Annotated in this window: 14 protein-coding genes; 6 read left to right on the top strand and 8 right to left on the bottom strand. The window is 58.0% G+C overall.

Annotation, left to right across the window (positions count from 1 at the left end; all coding sequences use genetic code 11):
• The gene (locus tag EC9_RS14395; protein WP_145346306.1) at positions 1-957 is read left to right on the top strand and encodes a rhomboid family intramembrane serine protease; all 957 of its coding nucleotides are present in this window, start codon (positions 1-3) and stop codon (positions 955-957) included.
• On the top strand, positions 954-2,345 hold the full coding sequence (locus tag EC9_RS14390; RefSeq protein ID WP_145346304.1) for an MATE family efflux transporter: 1,392 nt from the start codon (positions 954-956) through the stop codon (positions 2,343-2,345). Before EC9_RS14395 ends, EC9_RS14390 begins: the two co-directional genes overlap by 4 nt.
• Positions 2,346-2,388: 43 nt before the next feature.
• Here the strand turns inward: EC9_RS14390 and EC9_RS14385 are convergent, their stop codons facing one another.
• A complete protein-coding gene (locus tag EC9_RS14385; protein WP_145346302.1) occupies positions 2,389-5,346 on the bottom strand; it encodes an O-antigen ligase family protein in 2,958 nt (985 codons plus the stop codon).
• 507 nt (positions 5,347-5,853) lie between these two features.
• Here EC9_RS14385 and EC9_RS14380 point away from each other — a divergent pair.
• Positions 5,854-6,492 (top strand): hypothetical protein, encoded by a 639-nt coding sequence (locus EC9_RS14380; protein WP_145346300.1) that lies wholly within the window; start codon positions 5,854-5,856, stop codon positions 6,490-6,492.
• A gap of 218 nt (positions 6,493-6,710) precedes the next feature.
• Complete coding sequence (locus EC9_RS14375; protein WP_145346298.1) at positions 6,711-7,976, top strand: polysaccharide biosynthesis/export family protein; 1,266 nt, start codon at positions 6,711-6,713, stop codon at positions 7,974-7,976.
• 160 nt (positions 7,977-8,136) lie between these two features.
• Here EC9_RS14375 and EC9_RS14370 read toward each other — a convergent pair whose 3' ends face one another.
• Positions 8,137-9,450 carry a DUF1598 domain-containing protein gene (locus tag EC9_RS14370; RefSeq protein ID WP_246105679.1) on the bottom strand — a complete coding sequence of 438 codons (1,314 nt, stop codon included), beginning with the start codon at positions 9,448-9,450 and terminating at the stop codon, positions 8,137-8,139.
• A gap of 326 nt (positions 9,451-9,776) precedes the next feature.
• Between EC9_RS14370 and EC9_RS14365 the strand changes: the two genes are divergently transcribed.
• Positions 9,777-11,732, top strand: coding sequence for a sigma 54-interacting transcriptional regulator (locus EC9_RS14365; protein WP_261342958.1), 1,956 nt, complete (start codon positions 9,777-9,779; stop codon positions 11,730-11,732).
• A gap of 35 nt (positions 11,733-11,767) precedes the next feature.
• Here the strand turns inward: EC9_RS14365 and EC9_RS14360 are convergent, their stop codons facing one another.
• Complete coding sequence (locus EC9_RS14360; RefSeq protein WP_145346295.1) at positions 11,768-12,265, bottom strand: Coa1/Tim21 domain-containing protein; 498 nt, start codon at positions 12,263-12,265, stop codon at positions 11,768-11,770.
• Between the two features lie 291 nt (positions 12,266-12,556).
• Here EC9_RS14360 and EC9_RS14355 point away from each other — a divergent pair, with 291 nt between their 5' ends.
• Positions 12,557-13,534: a 3-keto-disaccharide hydrolase gene (locus EC9_RS14355; protein WP_145346293.1), complete on the top strand. Its 978-nt coding sequence runs from the start codon at positions 12,557-12,559 to the stop codon at positions 13,532-13,534.
• 79 nt (positions 13,535-13,613) lie between these two features.
• On the opposite strand, the gene fmt is transcribed toward EC9_RS14355, so the two are convergent.
• The 5 genes from fmt to EC9_RS14330 form a co-directional block, all read right to left on the bottom strand.
• Positions 13,614-14,582 carry a methionyl-tRNA formyltransferase gene (fmt, locus tag EC9_RS14350; RefSeq protein ID WP_145346291.1) on the bottom strand — a complete coding sequence of 323 codons (969 nt, stop codon included), beginning with the start codon at positions 14,580-14,582 and terminating at the stop codon, positions 13,614-13,616.
• On the bottom strand, positions 14,575-15,159 hold the full coding sequence (gene def, locus EC9_RS14345; protein ID WP_145346289.1) for a peptide deformylase: 585 nt from the start codon (positions 15,157-15,159) through the stop codon (positions 14,575-14,577). The genes fmt and def overlap by 8 nt, the downstream gene beginning before the upstream one ends.
• Before the next feature lie 53 nt (positions 15,160-15,212).
• On the bottom strand, positions 15,213-16,289 hold the full coding sequence (locus EC9_RS14340) for an FAD:protein FMN transferase (RefSeq protein WP_145346287.1): 1,077 nt from the start codon (positions 16,287-16,289) through the stop codon (positions 15,213-15,215).
• A 95-nt stretch (positions 16,290-16,384) separates the two neighbouring features.
• On the bottom strand, positions 16,385-16,726 hold the full coding sequence (locus EC9_RS14335; RefSeq protein ID WP_145346285.1) for a zinc ribbon domain-containing protein YjdM: 342 nt from the start codon (positions 16,724-16,726) through the stop codon (positions 16,385-16,387).
• Between the two features lie 159 nt (positions 16,727-16,885).
• A complete protein-coding gene (locus tag EC9_RS14330) occupies positions 16,886-18,295 on the bottom strand; it encodes a DUF1501 domain-containing protein (RefSeq protein WP_145349152.1) in 1,410 nt (469 codons plus the stop codon).
• Positions 18,296-18,337 lie beyond the last annotated feature (42 nt).

The following is an 18,337-nucleotide window of genomic DNA, read 5'->3' as shown; positions in this document are numbered from 1 at the left end:
ATGCGTAAGATCGGCGAATTGACGGAACGAGCTCAAGCGGTCCGATTCTGCGATTACTTGTTGACGATCGATATCTCGGCGATGGCAGAAACGTCGCACAGCGATGCCGAGGCGTGGGCGGTCTGGATTCGCGATGAAGATCGGTTGGAGGAAGCGCGAGCTCAATTCGCCCATTTCCGCCAGCAACCCGACGATGCGAAATACAACGTTCAAAAGCAAGCCGAAGAGATTCGCAAGCAACAGGAAACGAAGAACCGCGATCGCTTGAAGCAGCAGCGGAAGGTGGGCGGTTCGTCGTGGGCGGGGTCGGGGAATTACATGTCCCAGAAACCGCGGCTGACGATCGCATTGGTGATCACTTGTGTCGTGCTCTTTTTTGTCACCGATCCTGGCGTCAAGCGGGAATCCAATGACGCGGGCCTACGGCTGTATGACGGGATGCGGTTTGTCGGCATCCAAGACTTTGTCGAATCGGAAGGCGATCCGTTAGCGTCGATCAAAAAGGGAGAGATCTGGCGGGTCTTCACCCCGAATCTTCTGCATGGCAGCATGATGCATCTGGGATTCAACATGCTGGCGCTGTTTTTTCTGGGCGGCGCGATTGAAAGGCTGCAGAGTCCGTGGGCGTTCGCGGTGTTGGTATTTTTGACCGGCGTGATGGCGATCGTGGTGCAATCGGTCTTTCCGCCAGCGCTTGGCGGATCGCCGAACGTGATCGGAATCTCGGGCGCGGTTTACGGGCTGTTCGGATACCTCTGGATTCGGCCGATCTTACAGCCAAGTTTCCCGAACCTGATTCCGCCGACAACGGTCATGATGATGTTGGCGTTCATGTTCATGTTCATTCTCGTGCCACAAGGATCGATGGGGGGCGTATCGGTTGCGAATGTCGCCCACGTGGCGGGGCTTGTAACCGGAATCGCGTGTGCAGCGGTGGCTTCTCGAATGTCTTCATGAATATCTGGAATCGTCCTGCGGGGATCGCGGAAGTGCTGCGTGTCGCGCTGCCGTTGATGATCAGCACGGGGTGTTTGACCCTGACTCTGTTTTCCGATCGGACGTTGCTGCTGTGGTACGGTCAGCCCGAGATGGCCGCGTCGATGGCTGGCGGGAACCTGTTCTGGACGCTGACCTGTTTTCCGGTCGGCATCGTTTCGATGACCAGCGCGATCGTAGCTCAATATGCGGGCAGCGGACAACAGCAACGGATCGGCCGGCTGATCTGGCAAGCTGTCTGGTTCACGTTAGCGATCTCTCCGTGTCTGTGGCTGCTGATCCCGATGTCGCGGTCGATCTTTCTTGCCGCGGGACAAGACCCGTCGCTTATCGATCTGGAGACGATCTATCTGCAGTGGTTGCTTGTCGGTGCCAGTGCTGTCGTTTTGGAGTCGGCGTTGGCGGGGTTCTTCAGCGGAACCGAACGGACTGCGATCGTGATGTGGGTAAATATCGTTGCATCGATCCTGAACCTGATCCTCGATGTCGTGTTGATCTTCGGATATGCCGGCTTTCCAGAACTGGGAATCGTCGGCGCAGGGATCGCCAGCAGCGTTTCGTTTTGGACCAAAGCGATCATCTACTTCGTCTTGATGCATCGCCGCTGCGACCGCGAGCGATATGGGATCGCGGCGGGACGTTGTTTCGACGGGGCGTTGATCCGCCGCTTGCTCTATTTCGGCGTTCCGGCCGGTTTGCAATACCAAGCCGAATCGGGCGGGTTTGCAGTGATCGTGCTGCAGATCGGGCAGGTTGGAACCGAGGCGTTGGCGGCGACTGCGATGGCGATCAATTTCAACATGGCCGCGTTTGTTCCCTTGATCGGCGTGTCGATCGCCGCTTCGGTCTTGGTCGGCAAGCATCTGACCGAATCGGGGCCGATCCTCGCCGCGCGGGCCGCGGTTTCGGCGGCATTGTTGGGTGTCTGTTATTCCGCAACGTGGGCTGCTGCCTACATCCTGATTCCCGATACGCTGCTGTCGTTGTATTTGGCGGGGAACCAAGGCGAGACGATCGCGTCGACGATCGCGATCGCTCGAGTGTTGCTGCGGTTTGTCGCCGTCTACTGCGTTTTTGATGCCGCTCAGATCGTCATCGGCGGGGCGTTGCGCGGTGCGGGGGATACTTGGTTCGTCCTGTTTGCAAGCGTTGGTGTTGCGGTGACCTGGGTTGTCGTCGGTCTGATTGGGAAAGGATATACCAGCGATCCGTTGCACTGGTGGTGGTGGATGTTGACCTGCTGGGTGATGTCGATGACGGTAGCGATGCTCGGCCGATTCGCCCACGGTCGGTGGCGAACGCTGCGGATGGTGGAAACTCCCGACCAACCGACCGCCGCGCTTCCATAGCTTGCGGTCGATGGAATTGCAGTCGGACCGAGCCGCTTCGAAGTCAATCGTTTTCCGGCGGCGAGACGTCGGCGGCGCGGAACTGCGACGCAAGATCTTGGAAGCGGCGATTTAGCGGTGCCTGCAGCATACAGCGTTCGATCTGCGCCACCGCTTCTTTCTGCTTGCCGTTCCGCATCAATAGATGTGCAAATTGCTCGCGCCAGACAACGTCGCCGGGACTCATTTGCACCGCATCGCGGTAGGCCTGTTCGGCGGCGGCAAAATCGTCGCGGAGCAACGCGACGCGGGCATTGAAGTAATGCCATTGGGCGTCGTCGGCAACTCGCGGCACGAGCGGTTTATTCGCTGGCCCGTCGGAATCGGCGACCTGACTGTCGTCGGTCGCATCCGCCCGCGCCAGTTGTTTCAGCGAAGAACGTCCCTCGCGGGCGATGATCGCGTCGATGCGGGCCAATAATTGTTCGCGGGTCGCCGGATCCTTGGTCAATGATTCGGCAGCGACCAGCAGGGCGGCGGGATCATCGGGAGCGAGGCTGTTCAAATCGGCATCGATCTCCAATTGTTGAATCGTTCGCCAGACCGATGCCAGCCGTTCCGGTGCCAATTGCAGTTCGTCTCGCCAGATCGGCTGTGCCGCCTGGGGACCGGGATAGACCGCGGCCAACACGCCCAGCCGTTCCAGGCCGTCGGGGCGACGAATCTCTAACTGGTGCAACTGTTTCAGCCAGCGTTCGCTCTCCTGGTAGCTGTGGTCGACGAAGTCGAGCATGAGCAACAACGAATAGGCTTTATCGTTTAAAGGGGCACAACGCAGTGACGCGAGCGTCTGGTCACGTGCCGCCAACAACGGTTGCTCCGATTGACCAGGCAGTAATACCGAATGCCAATCAAGCGACGGTTGGTTTGATGCGGCGCGTTGGGTATGGAATTGGTAGCGTTGCAGCAGCGGGGCGGTCCGTTGCCAGCGGCGTTCAAATTCTAGACGGCTGAGATCGGCAGGTTCTTCCCGCAGCAAGTCGGCACGCGATTGCAGCAGGATTGCCTGAGCATCGGCGAGCAACAGGTCGGGGTTATCGGGATAGCGAGCGGCCAGTTGATGGGTTTGGGTGGCGATCGCATCGATCGATTCGACGGCGTCGACCCTTTCCGGTTGCCAAGCATCCAATTTCCGCACGACATCGTCGATTTGCGCTGCTTGGAATTGCTGCGGGATCGCTAGGGCAGCGGTCGCGAGGCATCCCGTCCAACAGGTCAGTGCAAGCACGAGGTCGATCGCTCGCTGACGCCCCGAACGATGCCGCCGCTTTGGCTTGCGCGATCCTTCGGATGCCGCGTGCCGCGCGTGGTGCGATCGCCGATGCGAGGTTCCTCGGGGCGGATCGCTTGCTTTCGAAGTCTCGTACGACGTCGTTGGGGAATGGGAAGATGAATGAGCCTTCAGTGGCGGATACTCGCTGGTACTGGAACGCCGCGACTTGCCCGATTCCTGTTTGTCGTCGGTTTTGGAGCTCGGCTTGCGAGCCTGTTTCTTGAAGACGGGTTTGACCGACGCACAAACGGCACCCAAGATCAATGCGGTGAGGATCGTGTTGGCGGGCAGGAGGATTCCAAAATCGAATGATTGGGAAACCATCAGGCTGGGAATCGCAAACCATGCCGTCGTTGCGATCGCCGCGTCGGTAGGCGTGTTCTTGAAATAGGATAGGTTCCACAGCAAACGATAGGTCCATGCGATTCCAGCGATCACCAGCCCGATGACGATCAGGCCTCCTTCGAGCAACCATTCAAATGGCATTCCATCGGCGTTGAGAAACCAAGCCGATCCGCCGACCCGTTGGAACGGCATGTAGGCGAATCGGTAGCTGCCGAGGCCAGCACCGCCGGGTAGATAGTTCGCCGACGCGACGAGGCTGTCTTGCCAGTGGTCCAACCGGCCATCCTGCAGTGCATCGTCTCCCCAAACTTGGGCGAAACGCTCTTGGACCGTCGAGACCATTCCGATCGAACCAAGCGTTAGGCCAAAGCCGACAAAGCCGATCGAGATCGCGATCAGTGCGGTAAATTTTCGGCTGCGGTTGATCGAACGCAAACCAACGACAAACGTACCGGCCAGCGTCGCCAACATTCCGCCGCGCGATCCGCTGATGAAGATTCCGCTGGCGATCACGATCGCAAGGACGACGATGACGACCGACAGATTGTCGGTCAGGCGACCGAAGCGAGTGATCCGGCTGACCAATTTTTCCCAACCGCTGTTCCCTGAGATACGATACCGATCGTCATTCTTGCGTTCTTTCAGCCGCGTGCGATGGCGATAAACGAGCGTCCCGATAGTGCACGCCAAGCATAAATTGAGATATCCGGCCGCGTTGTTTCGATTGACAAACGGACCGAAGGGGAGGGCGGCGTCGGTGGGAGCGAGCAGTTCGCCCTGACCCTCGTTTACGTTGATCTTGTCAGCGATGCCGATGTAGCTGATCGCAACGCCGGCGATTGTCGCCAGGGTCAAAAGGATCAACAGATCCTTCTCGCCGCGGAGAGCGACCGTTCCGATCAAGACAAAGCTTGCGAAACAGGCAGGTAACACGAGGTAGGAGAGCGTGTACCACGGGGCGACGCTGATCGGCATCGATGTCGCCGCAGGGATGTCTGCGGAGATTCCCCACTGCGCATGCGCAGTATAGCTGGCCGGTGCGATGATCTGGGCCAAACCACTTGGCAGTGGCAGCGTCTGGAATGCTGCGTATCCCCAGATCGCAAGCGCTATAAATGGCAAACCGTAGACCAGTCGCGAACTCGGGCGGCGGGTGACGACCAACGGCAGCAGGGCGATTAAAAGCCCGACCGTGGCAACCGCCAACGCCCATTTCGTCCATGGCAGGACACCGCCGTAATCCCACGCCGCCGCTGCGGGTACCAGCGATGCGAGCACCGCAATCAAACGTCGCCACAGCAACGCCAGGCTCTCGGAGGTCGTCCGTTGGACAGCATCGGGCATTGGGAAATCAAGGGGGAAAAAGCGGTGGTGATCGGAAGAACAACAGCATCTGCTAGCGTCGAACGCGGCGTGAGTGTGTCGCCAATGCGGGCGTCATGGGATGGATTCATCGCAAGAAACGCCAGCGTGGAAAGAGCTCCAGCATGATCATAAATCGAGCGGGTAACAAGCTGTCCCCCCGACAGGTGCATGTCGATTTGGCTTGCTGCGGAAGATCCATCGGTTCAATCGGAGCAGGGCACTTAGCAGGAAAATCCAAATGATTCCTCATCACCGGAAGATTCACTCAATCCGACATAACCCATTGGGCGATGATTAGCTTTGTAAGGGTTGCGTCTCGGTGCACTGGTGCCGTACGCGAAAATTTTGACTGCCGTTGTAGCCGGGGGGGCCAACATGGCGGATTCTAGATCATCGATTAATAGTTGTCGTACACGTATTGTTCGAACGCGACGCGCTCGAATTCGAGCGGTTGTCGCAGGCATCGCCTGCTCATTCGCCGCTTCGATGTTAGTTGTTTCAACGGGTGGCTGCACCGCATTTGCGGGGCTCAGCAATTCGCTGGACTACAACGAATGCTGCGACGAATTTGTGTTGGGGTATCGCAATAGTGCCTGGAGTGCCCGTGCGTGGCACGAACGGAAGGCCTGTTTCGCGAATGAAGACTATCGCTACCATTTCCGCGACGGTTTCCGTCAAGGTTATGAGGATGTCGCCAATGGGGGCAACGGTTGCACACCAGCCTTTCCGCCACGCAGCTACTGGAGCTGGAAATTCCAGTCTCCCGAAGGCCAACAACGCGTGAACGCTTGGTTCGCCGGATACCCACACGGGGCTCGCGCCGCCGAAGAGGATGGCCTGGGGAACTATGGCGAGATCCCAATGAGCTACCAAATGGAGCAGGCTTGCCAAGCATGTGGCCTGGGGGAACCGGCGGCAACGATCGCCGCGGCGCCAGCTGTCGCTCCGAAACCGGAACCTAAACCGGCTCCGCTCACAGGCTATGAAGGCCTTTTGGGTGAAGGCGAAACGATCGTCGGCGACGTGCAAGTGGAATCCGAAACAGCTGCTTCGGCCGTTGAATCCGCTCCGCCGCGAATCGGTTCAGGAATTGGCAGACAATTCAATCGTCCGAAGCCATTCTAGTGCGATGATCCTTTTCCGCTGAATCGCGATGCGATCCAGCCGGGAATAATTAGCATCTCCGTTGGCACGATCCAACGGACGACGTGCATTCTAACAGATCCAGTCCGCAGACGCCGAAACGAAGAGCCTTTGTGATGAATGTCGAAACCATAAACCAATCCGCAAAGCGCGTGCCCGTTGCCGCTGGCCTCCTTTGGGCCATGTGTCTAGGTATCGTGATGAGTTCCGGCTGCACCAGTCTGACCTCTCCGATCAGCGGCATTCCAGCGCGGCGCTTGCCACCACAATTTTTTGCACCACCAAAAAATAACCTCGTCCCTGTCGATATCTCGTTGCTATCGCAAGAGGCGCCGCGGAACTATATTTTGGACTCCGACGATGTGTTGGGTGTCTATATCGAAGGTGTGCTGCCATTCAACGCTCCCGATGTGACACCGCAACTTCCGCCGGTTCACTTCCCGGATGCCGATAGCACGCTGCCACCATCGATCGGTTTCCCGATCGCTGTGGCCGAAGATGGTACGATTTCGCTGCCGTTGGTCGAACCGATCGATGTCCGCGGGATGACGATCGACCAGGTGCGGGAATTGGTTCGCCAGGCCTACATCAAGGCGGAGATCTTGAAGGATGAAAAGGCACGCCCTGTGGTCACGTTGATCAAAGAGCGGACCTATGACGTGATCGTCGTTCGCCAAGATCAATCGTTGACTCAAAACGAAGTGAACAGTGGCAGCAGTGTTCAACGCGGCAGTTTCCAAGGTGCGTCGGGTAGCATCGTGAAATTGCCGGCCTATCAGAACGACGTCCTGCATGCTTTGATGCAGACTGGCGGTCTGCCAGGAGTAACGGCGAAGAACGAAGTCAAAATTCTTCGTGCGAGCCAAGAAGACAAAATGCGTCGAATGGAGATGGTTGCACAACACTACCGCGAACAAGAGCGGCAGCGTCAACTGAACCCCTGTTTTTGCCCTCCTCAGATTCCCGAGGACGACACCGCCATTCGGATTCCTTTGCGAATTCCACCAGGGGCTGTGCCAAACATTCGTCCGCAAGACGTGTTGTTGAAGAGCGGCGATATCATCTACATCGAATCGCGTGATCGCGAGGTCTTCTACACCGGTGGTTTGTTGCCCGGTGGCGAACATCCTCTGCCACGTGACTATGACTTGGATGTCTTAGGTGCGATGGCGATCGCGGGAACCGGTGTCAGCAGCCAAGTTGGCGGAGGCGGCGGCGGTGGCTTGAGTGCCAGCAGCGTCGGCGGTGTCCCACCGGGACGACTGTTCATCCTCCGCAAGACACCGTGCGAAGGACAGGTTGTTATCGAAGTCGATCTCGCTGCGGCGACCAACGACCCGCGACAACGACCATTGGTTCAAGCCGGCGATATCCTGGTCCTGCAGTACAAGTGCGAAGAAGAAGTCCTGAACTTCGGTCTGGGAACGTTCTTCACCTACGGAATCCAGGAACTGCTACGCAACTAGCTTTTAAGAGATCTGGAAAGCGTTCGTCTCGCAGAAAAAGGCCAAACCTTGGTTTGGCGACGAGAACGAACGAGCAAATTTCCCGCGAGCCGCTGTCGAATGCCTTCGGGTTTCGGCAGCGGTTTTTTGTGCGCGGTCGATTGCTGATCGATTCTTAAGATCAGCCGTTCCACCACCACGATGCATCAGCTTTTGCCGCCGATTTGCCGTGGATCGAACCAAGCGTTTCGTCTGAGGTTTGGCGTTCAATGATTTCAAACGCGTTGATGTCGACACCGCCGGAGGTTGTCACAATCCAGCCCTTGCGACCTCGCAAGAAGCTGCATTCGGGCGAAATCGCGGCCGGGGCGGTGTAGACCGAAACGGGCACTTGGGTGCCACGCCCCATCAAGAGATCGAGATTGACGCCAGCGGTTTCGTCCAGACGTTCTTGAACGATCAGAGTCGCAATGACACTCAGATCGATCATGTTCCGCAATTGACCGAAGACCGGGAACTGTTGGCTCAATTCGCCGTAGTTCTCTGTCATCAGATCGGCCCAACGTTGAGCCTTCGGATCGGCTTTGGCGTTGCCGACAACTTGACCGTCGGCACCGATCAGATCGTTTTCGGTCATGGTTTTCACGCCACGACCCGACAGCTGCCAGGAGAGTTTGTCTTGGGAGTGAGTCAACGCACTGTAATCGCAAGCCATCCACCAACGCGGGTTGGCGTTGCTTTGCGTCAACGAACCACGGGCCATTTCCAAGTAGCTTGGTAGAGCGGCGAGGCGGGAGGGTTCCAACCCCATCGCGATCCGTTTCATTTGATAGTCGGCAGCGACCAGAATACGGGCGTAATGGCTGTCGGTGGGGACGCCGGTCAATTTAACCATCTGCGGGCCAAACGCCTGCTTCATTTGAGGTTCCAGCGACTTGGGGTTCTGCCCGTTTCGCAGATGCACCTTGGACAGCAAGCGATTCAAGCGTTGATGTCCCTCGGCGGTTGGTTCGATCGAGCAACTGATTCCGCCGCGTCGTGCGGATTCAACGCTTTGCATCGCCGTTACCAAGTCGTCGATCAACATCATCGGTTGACCACTGATCGCACCGACAACGGCCGCATCGTCGCGAACGATCCACGGTTCGGCGGGGCCAGCGATCACGATGTCGTTCTGCTCGGGGTAGGCGAAAACGTATTGCACGCGTTGTAGCCCGGCCAGGTAACGGATCTCTTCGGGCAGATCGTCTCCGGTTTCCAGCGCCGTGGCGATCGCCTGCTGCAAACCTTTCAGCGAGATCATCCGCATCGCTGCTGGCTTGGCGAGTTCTCCCGCTCCACCTTTAACACGAACGCGAACGGCTTGAAGCGACTGCTGTTGTTCCGCTGGGGTCGCCGCACGAACCACGCCTCCAGCATCGACCATCACACCACCCACGGAATTCTGACGAAGGCCGGTCTGTCCGGCGAACGATGGTGCTGCGATTAGGATCATGCTGGCTATGCAGATTGCATGTCGAACACGAACCTGCAAACCTTGTGGACATTTCATCAAACGAACTCCCAACGCTGACGCGTCGATACCAAGTGGGTAGAATCTCTCTTTAGACAAGCGGCGTAGACGCCGTTTCAATTGTAGGTCAAAAAGCTCCCCGCAGGGAACGATTGACTCGCGTTCGCCGTCTGCATGTAAAATAGTCACAAAACAGCCCTAACACAACATTTTTGCCCGCGGGTTATCTCTTGTCTGAGGCCATTCATTCTGAAGAAACCGCACCACCGGCCTATCTGGTAATTCGGGAGGGGAGCCGATGGACCGATGTGTTCAGTCTGGTGCCGGGCCGAAGGACGACGATCGGACGCTCTTCGGGCAGCCATATCGTGATCCGTCACGAACGGTGCAGCCGCCAGCATGCCGAGCTTTTTGCCGAGCAAGGGGATTGGATTGTCCGCGACAATGCCAGTCGCAACGGGACCCGTATCGAGGCGCAACCGGTTCATGGCGATCAAATCATTCGGGCGGGACAAACACTAGAAATCGCTGGCTGCCAGATGGTCTTTGTCCATGACATTGCCGATGCGTTTGAATGTGAATCACCAACGGTTGGCGGCGGCACGCCCGAAGGAAGTGGGGTGCTGGAGGAGCAGCAGACGGTCGAAGGGATCGACGCCGGAGAAATCACGCATCGCCAGCGGAAGAGTCCGTTCTTGGAACAACGGCTTCGCAAAACCAAGGCTTCCGAAAGTGCTGGGGCGGCGCAAAAGTTGTTCCAGTTCGCGTTTGAACTTTCACGTTGCGAGACGATCGACGCCGCGGCGGAATCGGCCCTCGATACTTTGATCCGGCACACCGGTGTCGCCACCGGCGCGGTGATGCGGTTGTCCGACGCGGCAAAACCCGAATCGAACGATCCCAACGATCTCGTCCTGATCGCGACGCGGCAACGGCTGCATCGCAGCTACCATCGCGTTCCCGATTTTGTCGCTGAAACGGTCCTTCGCGACGGCGAAGCGGTGTTGGCTCGCAATATCCGCGACGATGCGGCCCTTGCCAGTCCCGACAGTCGAGGGGAGATCAGCACCACCAGCACCGTTTGCGCACCGATCCGAATCGAAAAACAGTCGATCGGTCTACTGCATCTTTATTCCTCCGACGACGAACCCTCCCTGGAACCGGAGCATTTGGAGTTCGCATTGGCGGTCGCCGAAAATTTGGGACTTGCGTTTCAAAATCTCCTTCGCCAGGCCAAGCTGGCGACGCGGTTGGACCGCAGTCGCCAGAAAGTCGATCAGTTGCGGGAACAGTTGGAGAAACAAACGAAGATCGTCGGCGACAGTCCCGAGATCCGCGCGATCAGCGAAGCGATCCGTCGCGCGGCGCCGACATCGGCAACGGTTCTGATCCGTGGCGAAAGTGGCGTCGGTAAAGAACTTGTCGCACAATCACTGCACGATCAGAGCACGCGCAGCGAGGGACCGTTTTTGTGTTTGAACTGCGCGGCCCTCTCGCCATCGCTGTTGGAAAGCGAGTTGTTTGGTCACGAAAAAGGGGCCTTCACCGGTGCCACCGATCGCAAGTTGGGCAAGTTTGAAGCGGCCGATGGTGGCACGTTGATGCTGGATGAAATCGGTGAGATGAGTCCCGAGATCCAAGCGAAGTTCCTTCGCGTGCTGGAAGGGCACGCCTTTGAACGCGTCGGCGGCAACCGCTCGATTCGCGCCGACGTGCGGGTCGTTTCGGCAACCAATCGAGACCTCGAACTCGAGGTCCGCGAGGGGCGGTTCCGCGCCGATCTCTATTTTCGACTGCACGTATTGGAGATCGTGATCCCGCCGCTTCGCCAGCGTGGACGCGATATCCTGCGGTTGGCCAATCACTTCTTGAAGCTCTACTGCCGTCAGATGGGGCGTAAGATCGAAGGCTTTACCGCCGCCGCGGAAAAGCGATTGATGAAATACCCTTGGCCGGGGAACATCCGCGAACTGAAAAACGTGATCGAGCGAGCTGTCGTCTTGACGACGAAGACATCGATCGATGCCGATGATCTGGTTTTATCAAATGTTCATGTCGCCGGATCGTCGACCGACGTAGGCAACGACGAGGTCGGCTTCGAAGAACAATCTCTGTTGGACGTCGAACGCCATCATATTCTGCAAACCCTGCGGGCAACCGCTGGCAATAAGAGCAAAGCGGCTTCGATTTTAGGGATCGAGCGGTCGACGCTCGATCGAAAGTTGAAACGCTACGATCTTGGGCCGCGCGACTGGATCGAATAGGTCCGGCGGCGGGAGATCGATGCGAGACGAGCTTCTTATGCTTGCGGTACCAGATCACCGCTGTCGATCTGCAGTTCGCCTGTGTCGATTTCCAGTTCACCGCTGTCGATGTCAAATTCCATCGGAATCCGATCGTCTTGCTCTTGCAGATCGATCTCCGTTCCATCCTCCAAAATCAACGTCCGCAATTCCAGCCCGGCTGGCCCCGTGGCAACGACGACCTTGCCTGAACCGGCGGTCCCTTCGACGGAGAAGACGAGTTGCTGTGGCCCTCCCTGATCGGCGAGTTCCCCGGTGCTTTGAAAGTCGATTTCGGCCGATGTCACGTCTCCAAGATTCTGTTGGACGATCCGGTTTCCCTTGATCGTTTCGACCGAATCGCCATACGCCATCCAGGTCAACGCGACAGCTCCCAAACAACCACAGCAGATGATTCCCAGTCCGATCAGGACCACGGCGATAACGATCTTGATCGCTTTGTTTGACTTCGGTGGATTGGGAATGGGGGCGTCATCCGGCGAGTAGGTTGACATGGGTTTGCGTTCCTTCGTATTGATTTTGTGGTAGCGTCGCCGATGCGGTGCAGCTTGATCGGTGGCGCGTGCGGAGTGGTGCTGGCACCATTGCGAAGATTATGGGACATCGGTCGTCGCTGATCAATGCGACGACGATTTGAGTCCGCGAGGAACGAATCGGTTCGCAACGAAAAATGGCCCGGCCATCAGCCCTCGATTGGAATGTTGTGATCAAAATGTTTCCCTTCGCGAGGGACGATGGTAAGCTAGCCGACTGAACAAACACCTCCCCCCGAAATAGAGAACCCAATGAAACGAATCTTTGCATTGACCCTGAGTGTAGCGCTGATGAACGTTGGCCTGATGGCCGACGATGTCGATTTGAAAGATACCTACTTGGATCCCGCCACGGCGCCGATCGATTACCAAATCCAAGGGGAATACGAGGGGACAGCCGGTCCCGACTCGCTCAAGTTTGGCGTCCAAGTGATCGCTTTGGGGGACGGCAAGTTCCGCCTGATCAGCTACGGCGACGGACTGCCCAGCGCGGACGTCTCTCACAAAAACATCAAGACCGAGATCGATGGCGAGTTGCAAGGAGATGCGGCCGTATTTGCCAACGATCTGTTCAACGTGGAAATCTCCAACGGTGAACTGAAGGTCTCGACAGCGGCCGATGGAATCTTGCGCGGTACGCTCTCTAAGGTTCAACGCGAGAGCGACACGCTGGGGGCCAAGCCGCCCGCTGACGCATTGGTGTTGTTCGACGGATCCTCCGCTGGCGCCTTTGAAAACGGCAAGTTACAAGGCGATCTGCTGGCAGCGAATTGTTTCAGCAAGGAGAAATTCGGCGATCACACGCTGCATCTCGAGTTCCGCACGCCTTTTAAACCCAAGGCCCGTGGACAGGCTCGCGGTAACAGCGGCGTCTATATGCAGAGCCGTTATGAATTGCAGGTCCTCGATTCGTTTGGATTGGCGGGGAAGAACAACGAGTGCGGCGGCATCTACCAAATCGCCGAACCAAATGTCAACATGTGCTTTCCACCGTTGCAATGGCAGACCTACGACATCGATTTCACCGCTGCCCGCTACGATGACCAAGGGAACAAAACCAAGAACGCGCGTGCCACGATCCGTCACAACGGTGTCGTGATTCACGACGACCTGGAACTTCCTCACGGAACACCTGGCCGCCACCCCGAAGGGCCCGAGCCCGATGCCCTGTATCTGCAAGGTCACGGCAATCCCGTGGTCTATCGCAATATCTGGGTTGTGAAGAAATAGGCCGCTGTGCGAATCGACGTCGGGTGATAACTCGCGGGGCCAGCTTCGGTTGCCCGGCGAGTTGCGACGTTGATGTGGATTAGAGAATCGTTCCGGCGGGCAATTGGTTGCCGCGCATGAACTCATCCGCTGTCATCTCCCGCTTCCCGGCGGGGACCAACCGCAGGATCTCGACGCAGCCGTCCGCCGCCGCGATCAGTAGCCGACGAGCGTCGACGATCACTTGGCCCGGGGCGGCATCTTCTGGACGAGCGGTTTCGGTCGCAGCGATTTCGCGAATCACCAACCGTAGCGGTTGCTTCGCTCCGGTTTCGGCCAACGTAAACGCTTCGGGCCAGGGTTGCATCGCGCGGACATGGAAGTCGATCTCGCGAACCGTTTTTGTCCAATCGATCCGGCCGTCCGCTTTGGACAACCGTGGCGCCTTGGAAACCAAGGCTTTGGCCTGCGCCGCGCCGATCGGCGACTGGCCATCCCACGTTCGCAGGGTTTCGATCGCGTCGAGGGTCGATGCGACCCCCAGTTCGCTGAGCCGATGTTCCAATTCGCCCGCGGTCTCGGTCACCTGGATCGGCGTCGTTGCCGAAGCGATCACCGGCCCGCCGTCCAATCGCGGCGTCATGTGGATCACGGAGACCCCGGTCTCCGGATCACCGTTCCAGAGCGCCCATTGGACCGGTGCGGCTCCGCGATAGGCGGGCAGCAGCGAGCCGTGCAAATTGATGCCCCCCAGGGGAGCAGCTTCGAGCGCCGCGGAGCTTAAGATTTGGCCGTAATCGCAGACGACAAATAGATCCGCCTGTTGTGCCTGCAAGCGTTCGATCGCATCGTCGTCGTTGATGTTCGGCGGATCGTAAACCGATAGATCGTTTGCCGCGGCCCACTGTCGAACCGGACTTGGAGGTGCCGGTTTGCGGCTTTTGCTGATGATCTCCGGACGGGTGACGACCATCGCGATGGAATCGCCCGATTGGCGAATCGCTTCAAAGGCTGGTACAGCAAAGGGGCCGGTTCCCATCAAGACCATCGTCAACGGGCGATCAGGCATAACGCTGCTCCCACTCGTTGCGGCGTTGGATGATCGCTTCGTCGGTTTCGATCGACCCCGTCTGGCGTCCGCTGTCGCGAGCGATCTCGAATTCGGCCAATACCCCTTCGAGATCTCGCCGCGATTCATCGGTCATCCGATCGATGAACATCACGCCATCGAGATGGTCGTTTTCGTGCTGCAGGACGCGACCTAGGAAGTCATCGACGGTCCGTTCGATCGGATTGCCTTTGAGATCGAATGCGCTCAGCCGAATCTCTTTGGGGCGAGTTACATTTCCGAAGACGCCTGGCAGACTCAAGCACCCTTCCTCGGCTTGCCAAGATCCTTTGGGACGTTGGATGACCGGATTGATCAGAACCAATTCTTCGCCATCCCCCTTTTCGCCACTCGGATTGACGACAAACATTCGCAACGGGATGTCGACTTGGTTGGCGGCCAAGCCAACGCCTCGGGATGCGTACATCAGGTCGAACATTTCGTCCACCGCAGCCCGCAACGCCTTGTCCACTTTGCGGATCGGTTTGCTTTTGTAACGGAGCGTCGGATGGGGATAGGGAACAATTTCAAGTGGCATGGCAACTGGTGCGGGCAAAATGGCGGATCGGGCGGTAAGCCCCAATTATAGGATCAGTCCTGTTCGATCACAGGCGGCTTGCTCCAGTCGACAAAACGGCCGACCGGATGGGGCAGATACTTGCCATCGGCACGCTCTAGCATGAACGCATCCAGTCCCGCGTCGACCGCAACCTGCGGTCCCTCGGCCGGGCCCAGCACGTTCAGCGCGGTAGCCCAGCCATCGGCCAGCATGCAGCTGGATGCAACGACCGAGACCGACGCTAGGCTGTGAGTGACCGGGCGGCCGTTGCGAGGATCGATCGTGTGGGAGTAGCGTTTTCCGTCGATTTCGAAGAAGTTGCGGTAGTCGCCTGAGGTGGCGATCGCTTCATTCTCGATAGCGACCGGGAACAATAATATGGTCGTCAGTTCGTCGGGGCGTTCGACTCCCGCACGCCAAGGACGGCCGGGACCTTTGTCGCCGCAAGCGCGGATCTCACCCCCGATGTTCACGAACACGTTTTTGCATCCCAGGCCAACCAACAGGTCGAGGATGCGGTCGACGCCGTGTCCTTTTGCGATCGCCGATAGATCGACACGCAGCAGCGGTTTGTCTTTGCGAAGCGCTGGGGGATCGCTGCGAACGTGCAGCGATTGGTAGCCCGTCGATTGGGCGGCGGTGTCGATCGCTTCCTGGGACGGGAGTTCCTGTTTGTGATCGTGGGGGCCAAAGCTCCATAGGTTCACCAACGGACCGACGGTCACATCCAACGCGCCCCCCGATTTTTCAGAGATCTGCAGCGCGGCGGCGACGACCGACGCGGTCTCCGGCGAAACGTCGAACCATTCGAGGCTGGTCGAATCGTTGAACCGAGAGATCTCCGATGTGGAGATGTAGGTCGACATTTGATCGTTGACGCGGCGCAGTTCGCGATCGACCAACAGTTGCCAATCGGCGGCGAGATCGGCCGGAGGATCGGCGATTTTGACCTCGTACTGAGTCCCCATCGTCTTGCCCGCAACCTGCAAGATCTCGGCGGCGACCGGTTGCGATGGCTCTTGGGCGATGGGGCGTTCACATCCGACAAACAACAGCGCCGCTGCAAACAGCAGACGCAGGGAAACAATCGTATCGGAGCGTATCGTCATCAAACTACCGCTTTGTTCTATTTGGGTTTCCTGCCTCGATGCGTCCGCCGATCGGATTTGCGCCCTCGATCGACGGGGCGTCACCGTGAGGGGGACTAGGCTTTTTTGACGAATTCCGACTTCAGTTGCATCGCGCCGACGCCGTCGATTTTGCAATCGATGTCGTGATCGCCATCGACGATGCGAATGTTTTTGACCTTCGTGCCGACCTTGACGACCAACGACGTCCCTTTGACTTTCAGATCTTTGATCACGGTCACCGTGTCTCCCGATTGCAACGGGTTGCCGTTGGCATCGCGAATTCCCGGTTCCTGAGCCTCGTCGTCCGTTCCCGCGTTGGCTGTCCATTCGTGGGCGCACGATGGGCAGATCAGCAAAATGCCGTCTTCATAGGTGTATTCGGAATCGCACTGGGGACAGTTTGGTAGATCGCTCATCGTTGGGTATTGGGGCTTGTGGTAGGAACGTGTCGAGGGAACGTCGCGACCAGTTTAACCTTTGGTCTTCGAACGCAACACCGGCGGAGCCCCATCCGCAAGACAACACGAGGTGAGGAGACGGTGGAAGAGGGGGACGTAAGCGAGCCGTCGGCCTCATTAACTCGAAGCGATTAGATCCTCGACGACGTGTCCTTTGACATCGGTCAAACGCATGTCGCGGCCACCAAATCGGAAGGTCGATCGCGTGTGGTCGACTCCTAATAGATGCAGCATCGTGGCGTGAAGGTCATGTACCTCCATGCGGTTTTCGATCGCTTTATATCCAAATTCGTCGGTGGCTCCGTAGACGGTACCGGCTCGCACGCCGCCGCCAGCCATCCAGATCGTAAAGCCTTGCGGGTTGTGGTCGCGCCCGTTGCTCCCTTGGGCAAACGGAGTGCGTCCAAATTCCCCCGCCCAGACCACCAGCGTTTCATCCAACATGCCCCGCTGCCGTAGATCCTTCAACAGCGCAGCGATCGGTTGATCGACAGCGCGGGCGTTGTTTTCATGCCCCTCTTTTAATTTGCTGTGTTGATCCCAGCGGTCGGCACCAACGGACGGGCAGGTCAGTTCGATAAAGCGGACGCCTCGTTCGACCAGCCGCCGGGCAAGCAAGCACTGGGCGGCGTAGATCTTCGTCGGGCCGTACTTCGCATCGATGCCATACATCGATTGGATGGAGGCGGGTTCGTCGGCAAGCGACATCAATTCGGGAACCGCCATCTGCATTTGATAGGCGAGTTCATAATTCTGGATCGCTGACTCAAGACTATCGTGTTTGCCAAAATGTTCGACAGACATATCGTCCAAGCCGCGGACGAGGGCGAGCTTGCGGAGTTGGGCTTCAGCTGACTTCTCGGTCCGTTGGATATTGGCAACCGCGGAGCCCGACGGTTTGAAGACCGATCCTTGATAGCTGGCTGGCAGGAATCCGCTGCCAAAACAATCGAGCCCTCCCGGTGGAATCAATCCGCCGTTGATCACGATGAAACCGGGCAGGTTCTGGGATTCGCTGCCCAAACCATAATTCACCCACGCCCCCATGCTGGGACGCCCTTGCAAGCCACTGCCCGTATGCAAAAAGTAGTTTGCAAAGGTGTGTTCGGGAAACTCCGAGACCATCGACCGAACCACCGCGAGTTCATCGGCGCAGGTACCGACGTGCGGAAACAGTCCGCTTACCGGAAGCCCCGATTCACCGTAGTTCGTAAACTTCCAGGGACTATCAAGGACCTTCCCCGTGTTGTTGAACTGGGTCGGTTCGACTGCGAAGAACTCGCTCGGCTCCCTGCCATTAAACTTCGTCAACATCGGTTTGGGGTCGAAGGTGTCGACCTGCGATGGACCACCATCCATGTATAAGAAGATAATGTTCTTGGCGCGAGGTGGATGGTGCAGTCCATGCAACGCGTTCCCCAAAAGCGTTGGGCTGTTGGTGTCGACGGCTTCGCTGGTAAACGCGGGATCGGCCGTCAGTGCGGCCAGAGCGACCGCGCCGAAACCGCTGGCGGTACGTCGCAGCATTTCGCGACGCGATGTTGGATGCGGTTGATGTCGTTGGCATGG

It is taken from the genome of Rosistilla ulvae (genome assembly GCF_007741475.1).
Lineage (GTDB): Bacteria > Planctomycetota > Planctomycetia > Pirellulales > Pirellulaceae > Rosistilla > Rosistilla ulvae.
The sequence above is the reverse complement of the archived record's forward strand: the minus strand, read 5'-3'. Positions and strand labels throughout refer to the sequence as shown.